At 73.1% G+C, this 17,014-nt stretch carries 13 protein-coding genes; 7 read left to right on the top strand and 6 right to left on the bottom strand.

The window, feature by feature from the left end:
- Together ACFC2L_RS01385 and ACFC2L_RS01380 are read right to left on the bottom strand one after the other, a co-directional pair.
- The coding region (locus ACFC2L_RS01385; RefSeq protein ID WP_375822442.1) for an endo-1,4-beta-xylanase at positions 1–1,192 on the bottom strand (1,192 nt) is incomplete at its 3' end.
- Between the two features lie 171 nt (positions 1,193–1,363).
- Positions 1,364–2,398 carry a LacI family DNA-binding transcriptional regulator gene (locus ACFC2L_RS01380; protein ID WP_375822441.1) on the bottom strand — a complete coding sequence of 345 codons (1,035 nt, stop codon included), beginning with the start codon at positions 2,396–2,398 and terminating at the stop codon, positions 1,364–1,366.
- Positions 2,399–2,697: 299 nt separating this feature from the next.
- Between ACFC2L_RS01380 and ACFC2L_RS01375 the strand changes: the two genes are divergently transcribed.
- The 7 genes from ACFC2L_RS01375 to ACFC2L_RS01345 all read left to right on the top strand — a co-directional run bounded on the left by ACFC2L_RS01375 (position 2,698) and on the right by ACFC2L_RS01345 (position 13,397).
- The gene (locus ACFC2L_RS01375) at positions 2,698–5,136 is read left to right on the top strand and encodes a beta-glucosidase (protein WP_375822440.1); all 2,439 of its coding nucleotides are present in this window, start codon (positions 2,698–2,700) and stop codon (positions 5,134–5,136) included.
- Complete coding sequence (locus ACFC2L_RS01370; protein ID WP_375822439.1) at positions 5,133–6,182, top strand: ABC transporter permease; 1,050 nt, start codon at positions 5,133–5,135, stop codon at positions 6,180–6,182. Before ACFC2L_RS01375 ends, ACFC2L_RS01370 begins: the two co-directional genes overlap by 4 nt.
- Positions 6,176–7,096 carry a carbohydrate ABC transporter permease gene (locus tag ACFC2L_RS01365; protein WP_375822438.1) on the top strand — a complete coding sequence of 307 codons (921 nt, stop codon included), beginning with the start codon at positions 6,176–6,178 and terminating at the stop codon, positions 7,094–7,096. The genes ACFC2L_RS01370 and ACFC2L_RS01365 overlap by 7 nt, the downstream gene beginning before the upstream one ends.
- A gap of 86 nt (positions 7,097–7,182) precedes the next feature.
- Positions 7,183–8,844, top strand: a complete 1,662-nt coding sequence (locus ACFC2L_RS01360) for an extracellular solute-binding protein (protein WP_375822437.1) — start codon at positions 7,183–7,185, stop codon at positions 8,842–8,844.
- A gap of 128 nt (positions 8,845–8,972) precedes the next feature.
- Positions 8,973–10,523 (top strand): xylan 1,4-beta-xylosidase, encoded by a 1,551-nt coding sequence (locus ACFC2L_RS01355; protein ID WP_375822436.1) that lies wholly within the window; start codon positions 8,973–8,975, stop codon positions 10,521–10,523.
- A complete protein-coding gene (locus ACFC2L_RS01350; RefSeq protein ID WP_375822435.1) occupies positions 10,520–11,251 on the top strand; it encodes a glycosyltransferase in 732 nt (243 codons plus the stop codon). Before ACFC2L_RS01355 ends, ACFC2L_RS01350 begins: the two co-directional genes overlap by 4 nt.
- Positions 11,252–11,285: 34 nt before the next feature.
- The gene (locus ACFC2L_RS01345) at positions 11,286–13,397 is read left to right on the top strand and encodes a beta-galactosidase (RefSeq protein ID WP_375822434.1); all 2,112 of its coding nucleotides are present in this window, start codon (positions 11,286–11,288) and stop codon (positions 13,395–13,397) included.
- Between the two features lie 21 nt (positions 13,398–13,418).
- On the opposite strand, the gene ACFC2L_RS01340 is transcribed toward ACFC2L_RS01345, so the two are convergent.
- The 4 genes from ACFC2L_RS01340 to ACFC2L_RS01325 form a co-directional block, all read right to left on the bottom strand.
- The gene (locus tag ACFC2L_RS01340; protein ID WP_375822433.1) at positions 13,419–14,786 is read right to left on the bottom strand and encodes an RNA polymerase sigma factor; all 1,368 of its coding nucleotides are present in this window, start codon (positions 14,784–14,786) and stop codon (positions 13,419–13,421) included.
- A 10-nt stretch (positions 14,787–14,796) separates the two neighbouring features.
- On the bottom strand, positions 14,797–15,153 hold the full coding sequence (locus ACFC2L_RS01335; protein WP_375822432.1) for a YciI family protein: 357 nt from the start codon (positions 15,151–15,153) through the stop codon (positions 14,797–14,799).
- On the bottom strand, positions 15,153–15,323 hold the full coding sequence (locus ACFC2L_RS01330; RefSeq protein ID WP_313661785.1) for a hypothetical protein: 171 nt from the start codon (positions 15,321–15,323) through the stop codon (positions 15,153–15,155). The genes ACFC2L_RS01335 and ACFC2L_RS01330 overlap by 1 nt, the downstream gene beginning before the upstream one ends.
- A gap of 204 nt (positions 15,324–15,527) precedes the next feature.
- Positions 15,528–17,012 carry a serine hydrolase domain-containing protein gene (locus tag ACFC2L_RS01325; RefSeq protein WP_375822431.1) on the bottom strand — a complete coding sequence of 495 codons (1,485 nt, stop codon included), beginning with the start codon at positions 17,010–17,012 and terminating at the stop codon, positions 15,528–15,530.
- Positions 17,013–17,014 lie beyond the last annotated feature (2 nt).

Raw genomic sequence — 17,014 nt, 5'->3', positions numbered from 1 at the left:
GGCTCTGGCCGGAGCCGGTGCGGATGGTCACGGTCCAGTCGGACGCGCCCGAGACCTGGAAGGTGGTGTTGAAGCGGTCGCCCCAGGAGTCGCCCCGCGTCACGGTCACGGTGCAGGAGCCGTCCCCGCCCGGGTTCTCCCCGGGGCCGCCGGGGGTCCCGCCACCGCTGTTGAGCTGGTCGAGCACGGCGGTGTAGGCGGCCTTCTTGTTCCCGTTGCCGTCGAACAGCAGCGGGGTGCCGGACGCGCGCCACGAGTCGGTGTCCCGCACGCCCCAGACGGTGATGCCGGTGCAGCGCGACACGGCCATGCAGGCCTGGACGACGCCGCGGTACTGCTCGGCTTGGGAGGAGCCGGAACCCTCGATGTCGAGCTCGGTGATCTGCACGTCGACGCCCAGGTCGGCGAAGTTCTGGAGCGTGGTGTGGTAGTTGCTCGGCACCGGGTTGCCCGAGTTGAAGTGGGCCTGGAAGCCGACGCAGTCGATCGGCACCCCCCGCGCCTTGAAGTCGCGGACCATGTCGTACACGGCCTGCGTCTTCGCGTGGCTCCAGTTGTCGGTGTTGTAGTCGTTGTAGCAGAGCTTGGCGCCCGGGTCGGCGGCGCGGGCCGCGCGGAACGCGGCCTCGATCCAGTCGTTGCCGGTGCGCTGCAGGTTCGAGTCGCGGCGCGCGCCGGAGCCGCCGTCGGCGAACGCCTCGTTCACGACGTCCCACGCGTAGATCTTGCCGCGGTAGTGCGTCGCGACCTGCGTCACGTGGTTGAGCATCGCCTGGCGGAGCGCGGAGCCCGACATGTTCTGCATCCAGCCCGGCTGCTGCGAGTGCCAGGCGAGGGCGTGCCCGCGGACCTGCTTCCCCCGGCTCGTCGCCCAGCTGACGATCTGGTCGCCCTGGGAGTAGTTGAAGCTGTTCTGCGACGGCTCCGTCGCGTCCATCTTCATCTCGTTCTCGGCCGTGATCATGTCGAACTCGCGGTTCGCGATGGTCGAGTACGTCGAGTCGGACAGCCTGCCGGCCGCGAGGGCGGTGCCGAAGTAGCGGCCGGACTCGGCGGCCGCGGCCTCGAGGGTGGAGCCGGCCGCCTGGGCGGAGCCCACGCCGACGCCGGTCGTGATGAGCACGGCAAGGAGGGCGCCCAGGGCGGCCGACCTCCTGCCGTTCGTGCTGCGCAAGGGTAGTGCTCGGGTCATCGTCGATCCTCTTCCTCCCGGGGTGGACCTCCGTTGGCCCACCAGCGCGAACAACGTGCGCGAGTGACGCTAGTCACACCGCGAGGAGATAGCAATCGTTATCGATAACGTTTTACGTCGTGGGACAAACGCGACAGCGGTGACACGGCTGCGCGGGTGAGGGTGGAGGCGTCAGGTCTGCGGCGGCGCCGTGCTCTCGCGCACGACGAGCTCGGTCGCGAGATCGAGGCGCTGGTTCATGGGCCGGCCGCCCTTGGCGAGGTCGAGCAGCATGCGCGTCGCCGTCCCCGCCATCTCGTGCAACGGCTGGTGCACGGTGGTCAGCTCGGGGCCGATCCAACCCGCGAGCGGAAGGTCGTCGTAGCCGACGACCGACAGGTCCTCGGGGATCCGTAGGCCGAGCTCGCGCGCGGCGCGCAGGACGCCGAGCGCCTGCATGTCCGACCCCGCGAAGATCGCGGTCGGGCGGTCGGGGAGCGAGAGCAGCGCCTTGCCGTGCTCGTACCCGCCGTCCACGTAGAAGTCGCCGTAGCGCACGAGCCCGGGGTCGACGGCGATCCCCGCCTCGTCGTGCGCGCTGCGGTAGCCGTCGATGCGGGCGCGGCTGCACAGCACGTCCGACGGGCCCGAGATGATCGCGACGCGGCGGTGGCCGAGGCCCAGGAGGTGACGCGTCGCCGAGAGGCCGCCGCTCCAGTTGTTCGACCCCACGGTCGGGACGCCCGCGGGCTGCTCGCCCTCCGTGTCGACCACGACGAACGGGATGGACCGGGTCTCGAGCTGGTGCCGCTGGGACTGGTCGAAGCTCGACAGGACGAGGAGGACGCCGAGCGGGCGGCGGGCGAGGACGGCGTCGAGCCAGTCCTGGGGCGGCCGGTGCTCGCCGCCGAGCTCGGAGAGCACGACGCCGACCTTGGCGGCGGCCGCGGCCTCCTCCACGCCCCGGATGATCTCGATGGACCAGGCGGAGTCGAGCTGGTGGAACACGAGGTCGAGGAGGGGCGTCGGCGTCGCGGGGGCGGACCGCCGGCGTCGGTACTGGTGGCGTTCGAGCGCGGCCTCGACGCGCGCGCGGGTGGACGCCGCGACGTCGGGCCGGCCGTTGAGCACCTTGGACACCGTGGGCACGGACACGCCGGCCTCCGCGGCGATGGACGCGATGGTCGCGGGGCCACCCGTGGCGGCACCCCGGTCCTGCGCTGGCATGGCGCTCCTCGTGCTGGTCGCAACTTTCGAGTCGAACCGTAGCACTTGTGCGTGGCGCTCGTCCGTTGCCGAGGCGGGTGATCTTCGCTGGTATCCCGCGCCTCTTGGCGAGGAAGGCCTCGCAAGCCGTCGTCATCGAACTGTGACCCGAGTCTCGCTTGACGACGCGTCCGTCGTCGGTCTAGCGTCCCGAACCAACGGGTATCGGAACCGTTACCGATACTTTCGAAGACCACGATGCCGTGGACGCCCGGGACACCGGGCGAGGCACGACGACGTGACCGACCCGAGGACCACGATTGACGACGCAGACGACCCCGGCCGCCACCGAGCGGCAGGACGCGACGACCACGCCGCCCTGGCGCGACGTGCGGCTCGCCGCCGGCGAGCGCGCCCGGGCGCTCGCCGCCGCGATGACGCTCGAGGAGAAGCTCGCCCAGCTCGTCGGGGTCTGGGTCGGTGCCGACGCCTCTGGCGGGGGCGTCGCGCCGCACCAGGCGGACATGACGGGCCACGTCCCCACGTGGGAGTCCGTCATCGAGCACGGGCTCGGACAGCTCACCCGCCCCTACGGCACGGCGCCGGTCGACCCGGAGGCCGGGGCCCGTTCCCTGGAGCGGTCGCAGCACGACCTCGTCGACGCGAGCCGGTTCGGCGTCCCCGCCCAGGTGCACGAGGAGTGCCTCGCCGGGTTCGCCACCTGGCGCGCGACCGCCTACCCCGTCCCGCTGTCGTGGGGCGCGAGCTTCGACCCCGAGCTCGTCGAGGCGATGGCCGCGCGCATCGGCGCGAGCATGCGGGCCGCGGGCGTGCACCAGGGGCTCGCGCCCGTGCTCGACGTGACGCGCGACCACCGTTGGGGCCGCACCGAGGAGACCATCGGCGAGGACCCGTACCTCGTCGGGACGGTCGGGGCCGCGTACGTGCGCGGGCTGGAGTCGTCAGGCGTGGTCGCGACGCTCAAGCACTTCGCCGGGTACTCCGCGTCCCGCGCGGGCCGCAACCTCGCGCCCGTCGCGATGGGCCCGCGCGAGTACGCCGACGTCATCCTGCCGCCGTTCGAGACCGCGCTGCGGCACGGCCGGCCCCGTTCCGTGATGCACGCCTACACGGACGTCGACGGCATGCCGTCGGCCGCCGACCGGGGGCTCCTCACCGGCCTGCTGCGCGAGACGTGGGGCTTCGACGGCACCGTCGTCGCCGACTACTTCGGGGTCCGGTTCCTCGAGACCTTGCACAAGGTCGCCGCGGACGGCACCGACGCGGCGCGCCTCGCGCTGCGCGCCGGCGTCGACGTCGAGCTCCCCACGGTCGACGCGTTCGGCCCCGCGCTCGCCGCGGCGGTGCGCCGCGGCGACGTCGAGGAGTCCCTGGTCGACGAGGCCCTGCACCGCGTGCTCCGGCAGAAGGTCGAGCTCGGCCTCCTCGACCCGGGCTGGGAGCCCGTGCCGGACGGCGGCGCCGACCTGGAGCTCGACGACATGGCCGGGCGCGACCTCGCCCTGCGCCTCGCGCGGGAGGCGGTCGTGCTGCTCGCGGACGACGGCGGCGCGCTGCCGCTCGCGACCGGGACGCGCCTCGCCGTCGTCGGCCCGCTCGCGGACGACCCGATGGCGATGCTCGGCTGCTACTCCTTCCCCGCGCACGTCGGCGCCCAGCACCCCGAGGTCGAGACCGGGATCGACATCCCGACGGTCCTCGCCGAGCTCGGGTCGCGCTTCGACGTCGTGCACGCCCGGGGTTGCGACGTCACCGGGACGGACACGAGCGGGTTCGCCGCGGCCGTCGCCGCCGCGCGCGCCGCGGACGTGTGCGTCGTGACCGTGGGGGACCGCGCCGGGCTGTTCGGCCGCGGGACGTCGGGCGAGGGCTGCGACGCGGCCGACCTGCGGCTCCCCGGGGTCCAGGAGGACCTCGTGCGTGCCGTGCTCGCGACCGGGACCCCGGTCGTCCTGCTGCTCCTCACCGGCCGGCCCTACGCGCTGGGCGCGCTCCTCGACGAGCCGACGCCGCCCGCCGCCGTCGTGCAGGCCTTCTTCCCCGGACAGCTCGGCGGCCGGGCGGTCGCCGAGGTGCTCGCCGGGGAGGTGTCGCCGTCGGGCCGTCTGCCCGTGAGCGTCCCGCGCGACCCCGGCGGCCAGCCCGCGACCTACCTGTCCGCACCGCTCGGCCTGCGCTCCGGCGTCTCGAGCGTCGACCCGACGCCCGCCTTCCCGTTCGGCCACGGCCTGTCCTACGCGACGTTCGCGTGGGAGGACGCGCAGGTCGTCGGCGCCGCGGCCGGCGGGCCCGCCCTCTGGCCGGTCGACGGCGAGGCCCGGGTCGAGGTCACCGTGCGCAACACCGGGAGCGTCCCGGGCGCCGACGTCGTGCAGCTCTACCTGCACGACGCGGTCGCCCAGGTGACGCGGCCCGTCGTGCGCCTCGTCGGGTACGCGCGCGTCGCGCTCGACCCGGGTCAGGCCGCGACCGTGTCGTTCGTCGTGCCGGCCGACGTCACGTCCTTCACCGGGTTCGACGGGCACCGGGTCGTGGAGCCGGGCGACGTCGAGCTGCGCGTCTCGCGGTCCAGCACCGACGCCGTCGCGACGCTCCCGCTGCGCCTCGTGGGGCCCGAGCGCGTCGTCGACCACACGCGCCGCCTCGTCACCGACGTGCGGGTCTCCGGGCCCGTGACCGTCCCGGCCGCGCCGGGCACGTACCGCGAGAACGATCACGAGGAGGTGAGCGTGGGATGACCCTGGACCAGGGCCCCGTCGACGTCGGCGAGGCCACCACCGTCGCGAGCGCCGTCGCAGCGGCCGAGCACGCGCGGCCCGGCGAGCCCGCGGGCGACGACGGCGGCCGCGCGCGCCGGTCCGCCCGGCGCCGCAGGGCGGGCAGCGTCCCGTGGCGCGTCGCGCTGCGCAAGGACTGGCGCCTGTACACGTTCCTCGTGGTGCCCGTGCTGTTCCTGCTGGTCTTCCGCTATCTCCCGATGCTGGGGAACGTCATCGCGTTCCGTCGGTTCCGTCCGGGCGGCAGCGTGTTCGGCGACGAGTGGGTCGGGTTCCGCTACTTCGAGATGTTCATCCAGAACCAGCAGTTCTGGCAGGTGTTCTGGAACACCGTCATCCTCGGGCTCCTCACCCTGCTGATCTGCTTCCCGCTGCCGATCGTCTTCGCGCTCCTGCTCAACGAGCTGCGGTCGCGCCGCTTCAAGAAGATCGTGCAGACGGTCTCCTACCTCCCGCACTTCATGTCGATCGTCATCGTGGCGGGCCTCGTGCTGCAGCTCACGTCGGTCAACGGGACGGTGAACCAGATCGTCGAGGCGTTCGGGGGAGACCCGGTCGCGTTCATGCAGCAGCCCGAGTGGTTCCGCACCATCTACGTGTCGTCCGAGGTCTGGCAGACCGTCGGGTGGGGGACGATCCTCTACCTCGCGGCCCTGACGACGATCGACGACCAGCTCTACGAGGCGTCGCGCATCGACGGCGCAAACCGGTGGCAGCAGACGTGGCACATCACCCTGCCAGGCATCCGCCCCACGATGATGGTGCTCCTCATCCTCAACATCGGCTCCTTCATGGCGGTCGGGTTCGAGAAGGTCCTGCTGCTGCAGAACCCGTTGGTCTACTCCACGGGCGACGTCATCTCGACGTACCTGTACCGCGTCGGCATCCAGTCCGCGCAGTTCTCCTACGGGACCGCGATCGGGCTGTTCGAGGCCCTCATCGGGCTCGTGCTCGTCCTCTCCGCGAACGCCGTCTCGCGCCGCCTGACAGGAGCCTCGCTGTGGTGACCGACCCCCTGTCCGCGACGCCGGACCTCACCGCCGTCCGCCGCGAGGGCGGCACGATCAAGGACACGGGCGGGTACCGCGCGTTCCGCGTGATCAACGGCGTCGTCCTCGCGGTCGTGTGCGTCGTGACGCTCTACCCGTTCGTCAACCTCGTCGCGAAGGCGTTCTCGTCGGAGGGCCAGATCGCGGCGGGGAACGTCAACCTGGTGCCGCGCGGGTTCAACGTCCAGACCCTGCAGTACGTGCTCTCCGACGCCATGTTCTGGACCAACTACAAGAACACCGTCGTCTACACGGTCGTCGGCACGCTCATCGCCATGGCGCTCACCACGACGTACGCCTACGCGATCAGCCGGCGCCACCTCAAGGGCCGCAACGCGTTCATCGGCATCGCGGTCTTCACGATGTTCTTCGGTGGCGGCCTGATCCCGAACTACATCCTGGTCGCGGACGTCCTGGGCATGCGGAACACGATGTGGGCCGTCGTGCTGCCGGGCGCCATCTCCGTGTTCAACCTGCTCGTCATGAAGTCGTTCTTCGAGAACTTCCCGACCGAGCTCGAGGAGGCGGCCGCGATCGACGGGCTGTCGACGTACGGGATCTTCGGTCGCATCGTGCTGCCGCTGTCCAAGGCGGTCATCGCGACCATGACGCTCTTCTACGCGGTGGGCATCTGGAACTCGTGGTTCGGGGCGTTCCTGTACCTCGACAAGAAGGAGCTCTTCCCCGTCACCGTCTACCTGCGCAACCTCATCGCCGCGGCGACCGGGCCCGGCTCGCAGGAGGCGGTGCAGATCGGCTCGAACATCCAGTCGGTGACGATGCTGCTCACCGTGCTGCCCATCGTCTGCCTGTACCCGTTCGTGCAGAAGTACTTCGTCTCCGGCGTGATGCTCGGCTCCGTCAAGGGCTGAGCCGCCACGCGCCACCCGCACCACCCCACCGCACCACCCGCACCTCAGCGACGTCAGAGCGACGAAGCTCGAACCCGAGGAGAGAGATGAGAACGATCCGGATCCCGGCCGCCACGGTGGCGACCGCGACCACCCTGGCCCTGGTCCTGACCGCGTGCAGCGGCGGGGGTGGCGACACGCCCGACCCCGAGGAGGGGGGTGGCGCCGTCACGATCGACGCCGAGCACTCCGTCGGCGCCATGGAGGACTTCGAGGTCGGCACGACCTTCCAGGCCACGGAGCCGGTCGACTTCTCGCTGATGTACCGCGACCACCCGAACTACCCGGTGAAGGAGGACTGGTCGATCTTCCAGAACCTGGAGGCCAACCAGAACGTCACCTTCACGCGGACCGACGTCCCGCTGGCCGACTGGGACAACAAGAAGGCGCTGCTCATCGGCGCCGGCGACGCCTCCGACCTCATCCCGGTGACCTACCCCGGCCAGGAGGTCCAGTTCGTCTCCGGCGGGGCGATCCTGCCCGTCTCCGACTACCTCGAGTACCTCCCGAACTTCGCCGACAAGGTGGAGAAGTGGGGCCTCGGCGAGGAGCTCGACGCCAAGCGCCAGGCGGACGGCAAGTACTACCTCCTCCCGGGCCTGCGCGAGATCCCCGACGTGCAGTACTCGGTCGTCGTCAACGACGACCTGTTCCAGAAGGCCGGCATCACCGAGGAGCCGGAGACCTGGGACGAGTTCGCGGAGCAGCTCGCCGCGGTCAAGGCCGCGAACCCCGAGCTGTCGTACGCGATGACCGACCGCTGGACCGACACGCAGCCGCTCGGCGCGATGCTCCAGTACATCGCCCCGAACTACGGCACCGAGGGCGGCTGGGGCTACTCCAACACGTGGTTCGACGAGGAGTCCGGCGAGTTCCAGCTCACCGGCACGACCGACGCGTACAAGGACATGATCACGTACGTCGCCGGCCTGACCTCCGACGGCCTGCTCGACCCCGAGATCACGCAGAACGACGACCAGGCGATCCAGAAGTTCGTCAACGGCGAGGCCGCCGCGATCTCCGGCAACACGCAGGAGATCACGGCCTACCGCAGCAAGCTGGCGGAGGCGGGCAAGGACGTCACGCTGCGCATGATCGTGCTGCCCGACGGGCCGTTCGGCGGGATGCTCGCCGGGAGCCGGCTGTCGTCCGGCCTCATGATCTCGAGCGAGGCGGCCGAGAAGCCGTACTTCAAGGCCCTGCTCCAGTTCGTCGACTGGCTGTACTACTCCGACGAGGGCATCGAGTTCGCCCAGTGGGGCGTCGAGGGCGAGACGTACACGAACGAGGGCGGCACGCGCACGCTCCCGGCCGACATCGGCTGGAACGCGCTCAACCCCGACGCGCCGAAGAAGCTCAACGCCGACTTCGGGTACAGCAACGGCGTGTTCCTGCTCGCCAACGGTTCCTCGAAGGAGCTGCTCCAGTCCGTGATGACCGACGAGACGAAGGCGTGGACCGACGCCGTGCTCGAGCGCAAGGAGATGCTGCCGGTCAAGCCGGCCGCGAGCCTCGACGAGCTCGAGCTCGAGCAGACGTCGCTCCTGGACACGCAGATCAAGGACGCCGTGATGGCGGCGACCGCGGGCTTCGTCACGGGTCAGCGCCCGCTGAGCGAGTGGGACGCCTACGTGTCCGAGATCGACGGGCTCGGCGGTACGCAGCTCATCGACACCTACAACGCGGCGCTCACCCGCTCCGCGGGCTGACGTCCTCCGGCGGGTGCCCCTGGCACCCGCCACCACGGCCCCGCCGTCGCCCGGTCGCCCCACCGGGCGACGGCGGTCCGCCGCCCGCAGCACCCACCGCACCACCCCTCCCCGCTGGAGCATCACCCGTGACACCCACCGTCGTCCCGTCCGAGCCCGTCGCCGTCCTGTCCGACGCGTGGCGCACGTGCGTGGGCACGGGCCGGTTCAACCTCGCGCTGCGCCAGGACTACCAGGAGTCGCTCGCCCTCGTGCAGGCCGAGATCGGCTTCCGGTACATCCGCGGCCACGGCCTGCTGTCCGACGACGTCGGGGTCCACCGCCCGTACGACGTCGCGGGGCACCAGGGCACCCGGTACGCCTTCACCTACGTCGACCAGGTCGTCGACGCCTACCTCGCGCTCGGGGTCAAGCCGTTCCTCGAGCTCGGGTTCATGCCGTCCGGCCTCGCGTCGGGCGACCAGACGGTGTTCTGGTGGAAGGGCAACGTCACGCCGCCGCGCGACCACCGCGAGTGGGCCGCCCTCGTGGCTGCGGTGCTGCGCCACCTGGTCGACCGCTACGGGATCGACGAGGTCCGGACGTGGCCGGTCGAGGTGTGGAACGAGCCCAACCTCGTGAACTTCTGGGAGGGCGCCGACCAGGAGGCCTACCTCCGCCTGTACGAGGCGACCGCGCACGCCGTGAAGAACGTCGACGCCGACCTCCAGGTGGGCGGCCCGGCGATCTCGCCCGGCGCCGACGACTGGTGGGCGCCGTTCGCCGACGCCGTCGCCGCCCGCGACCTGCCGTGCGACTTCGTGTCCTTCCACGCGTACACGACCGGCCCCGCGCAGCACGTCCCTTTCGGCGTCTACCAGACGCTGCGCCACCCGACCGACCTGCTCGACCAGTTCGCGCGCCCCCGCGAGCTCCTCGCCGGGACCCGGCTGGAGGGGCTGTCCGCGCACGTCACCGAGTTCAACACGAGCTACCGCCCCGACAACCCGGTGCACGACACCGCGTACAACGCGGCCGCCCTCGCGCCCGTGCTCGCCGCCGGCGGCGACACGGTGGACTCGTTCTCCTACTGGACGTTCTGCGACGTCTTCGAGGAGGAGAACATCCCCACCGCGTTCTTCCACGGCGGGTTCGGCATGCTCGCCCACCGCCAGGTGCGCAAGCCCACCTACCACCTGTACGCGTTCATGGCACGCATGGGCGCCGACGTGCTCGCGCGCGGCGAGGACCACCTCGTGACGCGCGACGCGACCGGCCGGGTCACCGTCCTCGCGTGGCAGCCCACCGGCGGGACCGACGACCCGACCGAGCCCGAGCGGCACCAGGTGCGGCTGTCGGTCCCCGTGGTGCCGCGGGGTGCGGGGTCCTCGCCACGGCGCGTGTCGGTGCACCGCAGCGTCGTCAACGAGACCGACGGCAACGCCTTCACCGCGTGGCAGCACCTGGGCCGCCCGGCGTCGCCCACCTCACGCCAGCTCGACCTCCTCCACGAGGCCGCCGAGCCCGCCCGGTCGACCACCTCGCTCCCCGTCGAGGGCGGCCGCGTCGACCTCACGCTCACGCTCGCGCGGCACGAGGTCACGCTCGTCGAGATCGACCCCGTGCGCGACGAGACGCCCGCGTGGCTCGACGACGACCGGATCCTCGGTCGGGCCCTCGACGGGGAGAGCGCACGGTGAGCGACGTGACCCGGCCCGCGCCGCCGTCGGGCACGGGCAGGAGCACGGGGTCGCCGCTGCCGGGCGCGCTCGGCCAGGGCACGCTCGGGCGGGCGACCGCGCTCGTCTACTGGTACGTCGTCGTGACGGCCCTGCTCGCGCTCGCGGCGCTGCCGACGCTCGTCCTGCTCCTGCTGCTCGACCGCACGGCGTCCAACGTGCCGCTCGCGGCGCTCGCGGCCCTCCCGCTCGGGCCCGCGCTGTCCGCGGCGCTGTACGCCGTCCGGGCGCGCGAGAACGACGACGAGGTCACACCCGCCCGCACGTTCGTGCGCGGCTACCGCCGCGGGGCGCTCGACGCGCTGCGCGTGTGGGCGCCCGCGCTCGGGGTGCTCGCGGTCGTCGGGGTCGTGCTCGCGAACGCCTCGGCCGCCGGCGTCGGCCCGACGTACGCGGCCGTGCTCGTCGTGATCGCGGCGCTCGCGCTCGTGTGGGGGCTGCACGCCGTCGCGATCGCGACCTGCTTCTCGTTCCGCACGCGCGACGTCGCGCGACTCGCGGCCCACTACCTCGGCCGGACGCCGCTCGTGAGCCTCGGCGTCGTCTCGCTGCTCGTCGCCGCGGCCGGCGTCGCGTGGTTCGCCACGGACGGCGTCCTCGCGCTCGTCGGCGGGGTGTGGGTGTGGTGCTGGTACCGCAACGACCGGCGGATGCTCGACGACGTCCGTGCCCGCTTCACGACCGACTGACCCCGACCCGCCCACCCGAGGAGCCGTCCCCGTCATGACCCCCGCCCGTCTGCCCGCGACCGAGAAGATCCTCTACGGGGGCGACTACAACCCCGAGCAGTGGCCGCGCGCCGTGTGGGACGACGACTACGCCGCGTTCGACGAGGCGTCGATCGACACGGTCACCCTTGCCGTCTTCGGATGGTCGTACCTGCAGCCCGCCGAGGACACCTACGACTTCTCGCGCCTCGACGAGATCGTGGCGCGCGCGGTCGAGGGCGGGCGCCAGATCGTGCTCGCGACCGCGACCGGCGCGCTGCCCCCGTGGCTCGCGCACGCGTACCCCGAGGTGAACCGGACCGACTTCGAGGGCCGCGCGCACGCGTACGGGCAGCGGCACAACGCGTGCCCCAGCTCGCCCGTCTACCGCCGCCTGTCCGCCGAGCTCGCGGGCCGCATCGCCGAGCGCTACGCCGGCACGCCCGGCCTCGTCGCGTGGCACGTGGGCAACGAGTACGGCGGGTACGACGGCGGCTGCTGGTGCGAGCGCTGCGCCGTCGCCTTCCGCGGGTGGCTGCGCGAGCGGTACGGCACCATCGAGCGACTCAACGAGGCGTGGAACGCGACGTTCTGGTCGCACCTGTTCTCCGACTGGGACCAGGTCGTGCCGCCGAACAAGCTCACCGAGCACTGGCGCGGGCCCGACCACACCGCGTTCCAGGGCATCACGCTCGACTACCGCCGCTTCATGACCGACGCGATGCGGCAGAACTTCCGCGACGAGAAGGCCCGCATCCGCGAGCACGACGCGACGACGCCCGTCACGACGAACTTCATGGGCATGTTCCGGCCCCTCGACTACCACCGCTGGGCGGACGACCTCGACTTCGCGTCGTGGGACAACTACCCGCCCGGGCAGCGCGAGCACGCGCGCATGGCGCTCGCGCACGACCTCATGCGCGGGCTCAAGGACGGCGCGCCGTTCTGGGTCATGGAGCAGACGCCGACCATCACCGCCTCGCGCGACGTCAACCCCGTGAAGCGCCCGGGCGTGCTGCGCCTGTGGTCGTGGCAGGCCGTCGCGCACGGCGCCGACGCCGTCCTGTACTTCCAGATGCGGCAGTCGAAGGGCGCGTGCGAGAAGTACCACGGCGCGGTGCTCGACCACGCGGGCCGGCGCGACACGCGCAGCTTCCGCGAGATCGCGGCGCTGGGCGGCGAGCTGCGTGGCCTCGGCGACGCGGTGCTCGGCGCGCGCACGCCCGCGCGGGTCGCGCTGATGTTCGACTGGGACTCCTGGTGGGCCGCCGAGATGACGGACGGCTTCAACCGCCACGCGCGCTACGTCGACACGGTGCTCGCGTACTACCGAGCGCTGTGGCAGGCGAACGCCGACGTCGACGTCGTGCCCGTGACCGCCGACCTGTCGCGGTACGACGTCGTCGTCGCCCCGATGCTGCACCTCCTGAAGGGCGACGTCGCCGCGCGGCTGGAGGACGTGGCCGCCCGGGGCGGCACCGTGCTGTCGTCGTTCTGGGCGGGCCGCGTCGACGAGGACGACAACGCGTTCCTCCTGGACGCGCCTGGGCCGCTCGGCCCGCTGTTCGGCATCCGGGTCGAGGAGACGGACTCCGCCGAGCCGGGGGTCGTGAACCCGGTCGCGCTGCACGACCCCGACCTCGACGACGTCGCCGGTGCCGCCGGGACGCCGGGCAGCGCGGAGGCGCCGCTCGTCGTGGGTGGCGAGCTCGTGTTCGAGGTCCTGGTCCCGCAGGGCGCCGAGGTCGTCGGGACGTACGGCGCCGAGTTCTACGCCGGCACCCCCGCCGTGACGCGGCACCGCGTCGGAGGGACCGACGGCGTCCCCGGCGAGGCCTGGTACGTCGCCACCGCGCTCGACGAGCCGGGCATCGCGTGGGTCGTGCGCCGCGTGCTCGACCGGCACGGCCTGGTCGGCCCCTACGCCGACGTCGCCGACCTCGAGCTCGCCGTGCGTGAGCGCGACGGCGAGCGCACAGCCTTCGTCCTCAACCACGCCACCGAGACGGTCGAGGTCGCCGCCCACGTGTCGGGCACCGACCTGCTCACCGGCCGCCGCATCGAGCGCGGCGAGCCGCTCCGCCTCGCCCCGACGGACGTCGTCGTGCTACGCGAGGACCGCCCCTGACCCCCGAGATCGACCCGAGCGTCACGAGATCGACCTCCTGAGGGCCGATCTCGGACGCACGGGTCGATCTCGCGTCGCCTCGGCGAGCCCGGCCAGGCGGCGTTCCAGGAGGCGGCGGTCGCCCTCGCGGTCGACGAGCGCGAGGGCGCGGCGCAGGTCGACGGCGGCGTCCGCGGGTCGGCCCGCCCGCACGAGCAGCTCGGCGCGCACGGCGGGCAGCAGGTGGTACCCCGCGAGCGCGGGCTCGGCGGCGACCGCGTCGACCGCGGCGAGGCCGGCGTCTGCGCCGTGCACCTCGGCGACCGCGACCCCACGGTTGAGCGCGACGACCGGCGAGCCGGTGAGGTCGAGCAGCACGTCGTACAGGCCGAGGATCTGCGGCCAGTCGGTCGCGTCGGCGTCGGCGGCCTCGTCGTGCAGCGCGGCGATCGCTGCCTGCACCTGGTACGGCCCGGGTCGCCCCATGGCGAGCGCCGCCTCGAGCTCGGCCACCCCGTCGGCGATCTCGTCGTGCCGCCAGCGCGCGCGGTCCTGCTCCGCGAGGGTGCGCGTCGAGCCGTCCGGGCCGACGCGCTCGTCCCGGCGGGCGTGCTGGAGCAGCAGGAGGGCGAGCAGCCCGCGGGCCTCGGGCTCGTCGTCGAGCAGCCGTGCGGCGAGCCGCGCGAGCCGGACGGCGACGCCGGCGAGCGCCTGCCGGTCGGCCGATCCCTCGACCGCGTCGGCGGGCTCCGCCCACGCGTCGTAGCCCTCCGTGAAGAGCACGTACAGGACGGCGAGGACGCCCTCGACGCGCTCCGCCCGGAGCTCGACGGGCGGCACCCGGAACGTCATCCCGGTCGCGCGGATGCGGCGCTTGGCCCGGACGAGGCGCTGCGCCATCGTCGCCTCGGGGACGAGGAAGGCGCGCGCGACCTGCGCCGTCGTCATGCCGGTCAGCGACCGCAAGGTCAGGGCGACCCGGGCCTCGGCGGGCAGCGCCGGGTGGCAGCACGTGAACAGCAGGCGCAGGAGGTCGCCGTCGGGGTCGTCGAGCTCCCACGCGTCGTCGTCCAGGCCGAGGGCGACCTGCTCGACGACGGGGTCCGGGCCGCCGCTCCGGGACGCGGCGTCGACGCGCTCGCCCAGGCGTCCCGCGGCGGCGACGCGCTCCGTCTCGACGCGGCGCCGTCGCAGCACGTCGATCGCGTGGCGGCGGGCCGTCGTCGTGAGCCAGGCGCCGGGCCGATCCGGGGTGCCGTCGCGGCCCCACGTGCGCAGGGCGGTCGCGAACGCCTCCTGCGCGGACTCCTCGGCGAGGTCGAGGTCGCCCGTGCTGCGCGCGACCGCGCCGAGGACGCGTCCCCACTCGGTGCGGAACGCATCCTCGACGGCGCGGCTCGGGTCCGTCACGACCGGCGTGTCAGGACCCGTCGAGGTCGAGCGGCCACGCCGGGTGCAGCTCGATCGCGCCGCCGTACGCCATGGGGTGCTCGGACGCGATGGCGATCGCGGTGTCCAGGTCGGGCGCCTCGAGGACGTCGAACCCGGCGATCGTCTCCTTCGTCTCGGAGAACGGCCCGTCGGTGACGAGCACCTTGCCGCCGCGCACCCGGACGCCCACCGCGTCCTCCGGCGGCCGCAGCCGGTCGCCGACCACCGCGGCACCGCTGCCGTAGTGGCGTCCGACCCACTCCTCGATCGGCGGGGCCGCCTCGAACTCCTCGGGTCGCAGGTCGGGGTCGTGCGGCGTGCCGAGCACGAGCATCAGGTAGCGCATCAGAGGTCCTCCGCCCTCGTCGTCGCGGGCCGGCGGAGCGCCGTCGGCCCGTAGAGCACCACGTCGGCGACGTCGATCCCGTCGCCGACGCTGCGCCGTCCGTCACGGTAGCGCGCGAGGTCCGGCGGCTGCTCCCGGTTCGCCGCGAGGATCGTCTCCAGAAATCGCATCGTGCCTCCTTGGTCGTGCGGCCCATCCGGCCGCTCACCAGGACGACGAAGCCCGGGTGGCGAGATCGACACGACGGGGCGACGAGTTCTGGGATTCCGTCGGGGCGGCGGCAGGGCGGGGCGGCAAGGTCCCGCGAGATCGACCCGAGCGTTCCAGATCGACCCTCGGAGGGCCGATCTGGAGACGGGCGGGTCGATCTCGCGTCAGGAGAACGTCGAGGCGTGGGCCGCAGGAACGACGAGCGTCGACAGGCTCGGGTGCCACAGCGGCGTCGTGTGCCAGGCGAGGGTCAGGCGCTCCCCGGGGCGGCCCGTCGCGACGAGGCGGTGCGGCGACGTCGGGAGCACCACGTGCACCTCGACGGCGCCGTCGGGCAGCGCGCGGCCGCGCGTCGAGACGACGAGCACGGGGTCGACGACGGGCCCCGCGGCAGGGCCGGAGCCCTCGGCGGCGTGGGGCCAGGGCAGGACGCGCGTCGTCCAGCGGTCTTCGGCGACGGGGACCGGCTGTCCACCGACGTCGAGGCGCCAGGTGTACGGGGACCCGGCCCGGACGGCGTGGAGCGTCCACAACACGGGGCTAATCGCGTCCTGCGGCGTCGGTTGCGGGTCGAGCTCCTGGCCGACGACGCCCGGCCACGCGTCGAGCGTCGCGAGCCTGTCGGCGAGGCGCGCGGCGGCGGTGGGGTCGGGCGGCAGCGGGGTGCTGCCGTCGCCCGCGCGTTCGACGAACGCCCAGATCGCGTCGAGGGTGGGCTGGGCGCTGCGGGTCGCGCCGCGGTACCCGATCGCGAGCCCGCGCTCGGGGACGGCGATCGCGAACTGCCCGTACGCGCCGTCGGCCCGGAACCCGTGCCGGCTCGTCCACACCTGGTAGCCGTAGCCGCGCGACCAGTCCGGCGGTTCGCCCCCGGCCACCCCGGGCGCGCCGCCGTGCTCCGCCGTGTCCGACCACGGCTCGCGCATCGCGGCCAGCCACGCGGGCGGGATCACCTGCGTGCCTGCGTACCGGCCGCCGTCGGCCATCGCGACGGCGAGGCGCGCCATCTCGGAGGTCGTCACGTGCAGCCCGGAGAAGCCCTGGTCGAGGCCGTCGATCTCGGCCCACCACGGGTGCGCGACCCCCAGCGGGTCGAGCACGCGCGGGCGCAGGTAGGCGAGCAGGCGCTCACCGGTCACGGAGGTGACGACCGAGGACAGCGCGCGCGACGCGGGTGAGCTGTACGCGAAGTGGGTGCCCGGCGCGTGCTCGGGCGGGGTCGCGAGCAGGCGGGGGAGGTCGAACCCGATCTCCGCGAGCTGCCGCGCCGTGTGCCCGGTGCTCATGGTCAGCAGGTGCCGCACGGTGAGGCCGGTCGGGCCGGGCAGGCCGAGCACGTCACCGACGAGGTCGTCGACCGTGAGGCGCCCCTCGGCCACGAGGTGCCCGACGGCGAGCGCCGTGAACGTCTTCGACACGGAGTAGACGAGGCCCGGCAGCCGCGCGTCGTGCGGCGCCCACGACGCCTCGACCACCGGGACGCCGTCGCGCGCGACGACGAGGCCGTGCGGGTCGAGCCCGCCGTCCTCGAGAGCGTCGAGCAGGTCGAGGACCGCGGCAGACGGGATCCCGTGCGCCTCGGGGGACGGCGCGGTCGCGCCGGGCCGGGTCACGGCTGCGGTCACGGGCTCGGTCGCAGGCTCTGTCACGT

The organism is Cellulosimicrobium sp. NPDC055967 (assembly GCF_042269845.1).
In the GTDB taxonomy this organism is placed as follows: domain Bacteria; phylum Actinomycetota; class Actinomycetes; order Actinomycetales; family Cellulomonadaceae; genus Cellulosimicrobium.
Note: the sequence above shows the minus strand (reverse complement) of the source record. Positions and strands in the feature narration are given on the sequence as shown.

Excerpts from the sequence above, each read along its gene's own strand:
- ACFC2L_RS01330 (WP_313661785.1), bottom strand. The coding sequence starts at position 15,323 with ATGCGATTTCTGGAGACGATCCTCGCGGCGAACCGGGAGCAGCCGCCG.
- ACFC2L_RS01380 (WP_375822441.1), bottom strand. The coding sequence starts at position 2,398 with ATGCCAGCGCAGGACCGGGGTGCCGCCACGGGTGGCCCCGCGACCATC.
- ACFC2L_RS01335 (WP_375822432.1), bottom strand. The coding sequence starts at position 15,153 with ATGCGCTACCTGATGCTCGTGCTCGGCACGCCGCACGACCCCGACCTG.
- ACFC2L_RS01360 (WP_375822437.1), top strand. The coding sequence starts at position 7,183 with ATGAGAACGATCCGGATCCCGGCCGCCACGGTGGCGACCGCGACCACC.
- ACFC2L_RS01345 (WP_375822434.1), top strand. The coding sequence starts at position 11,286 with ATGACCCCCGCCCGTCTGCCCGCGACCGAGAAGATCCTCTACGGGGGC.
- ACFC2L_RS01370 (WP_375822439.1), top strand. The coding sequence starts at position 5,133 with ATGACCCTGGACCAGGGCCCCGTCGACGTCGGCGAGGCCACCACCGTC.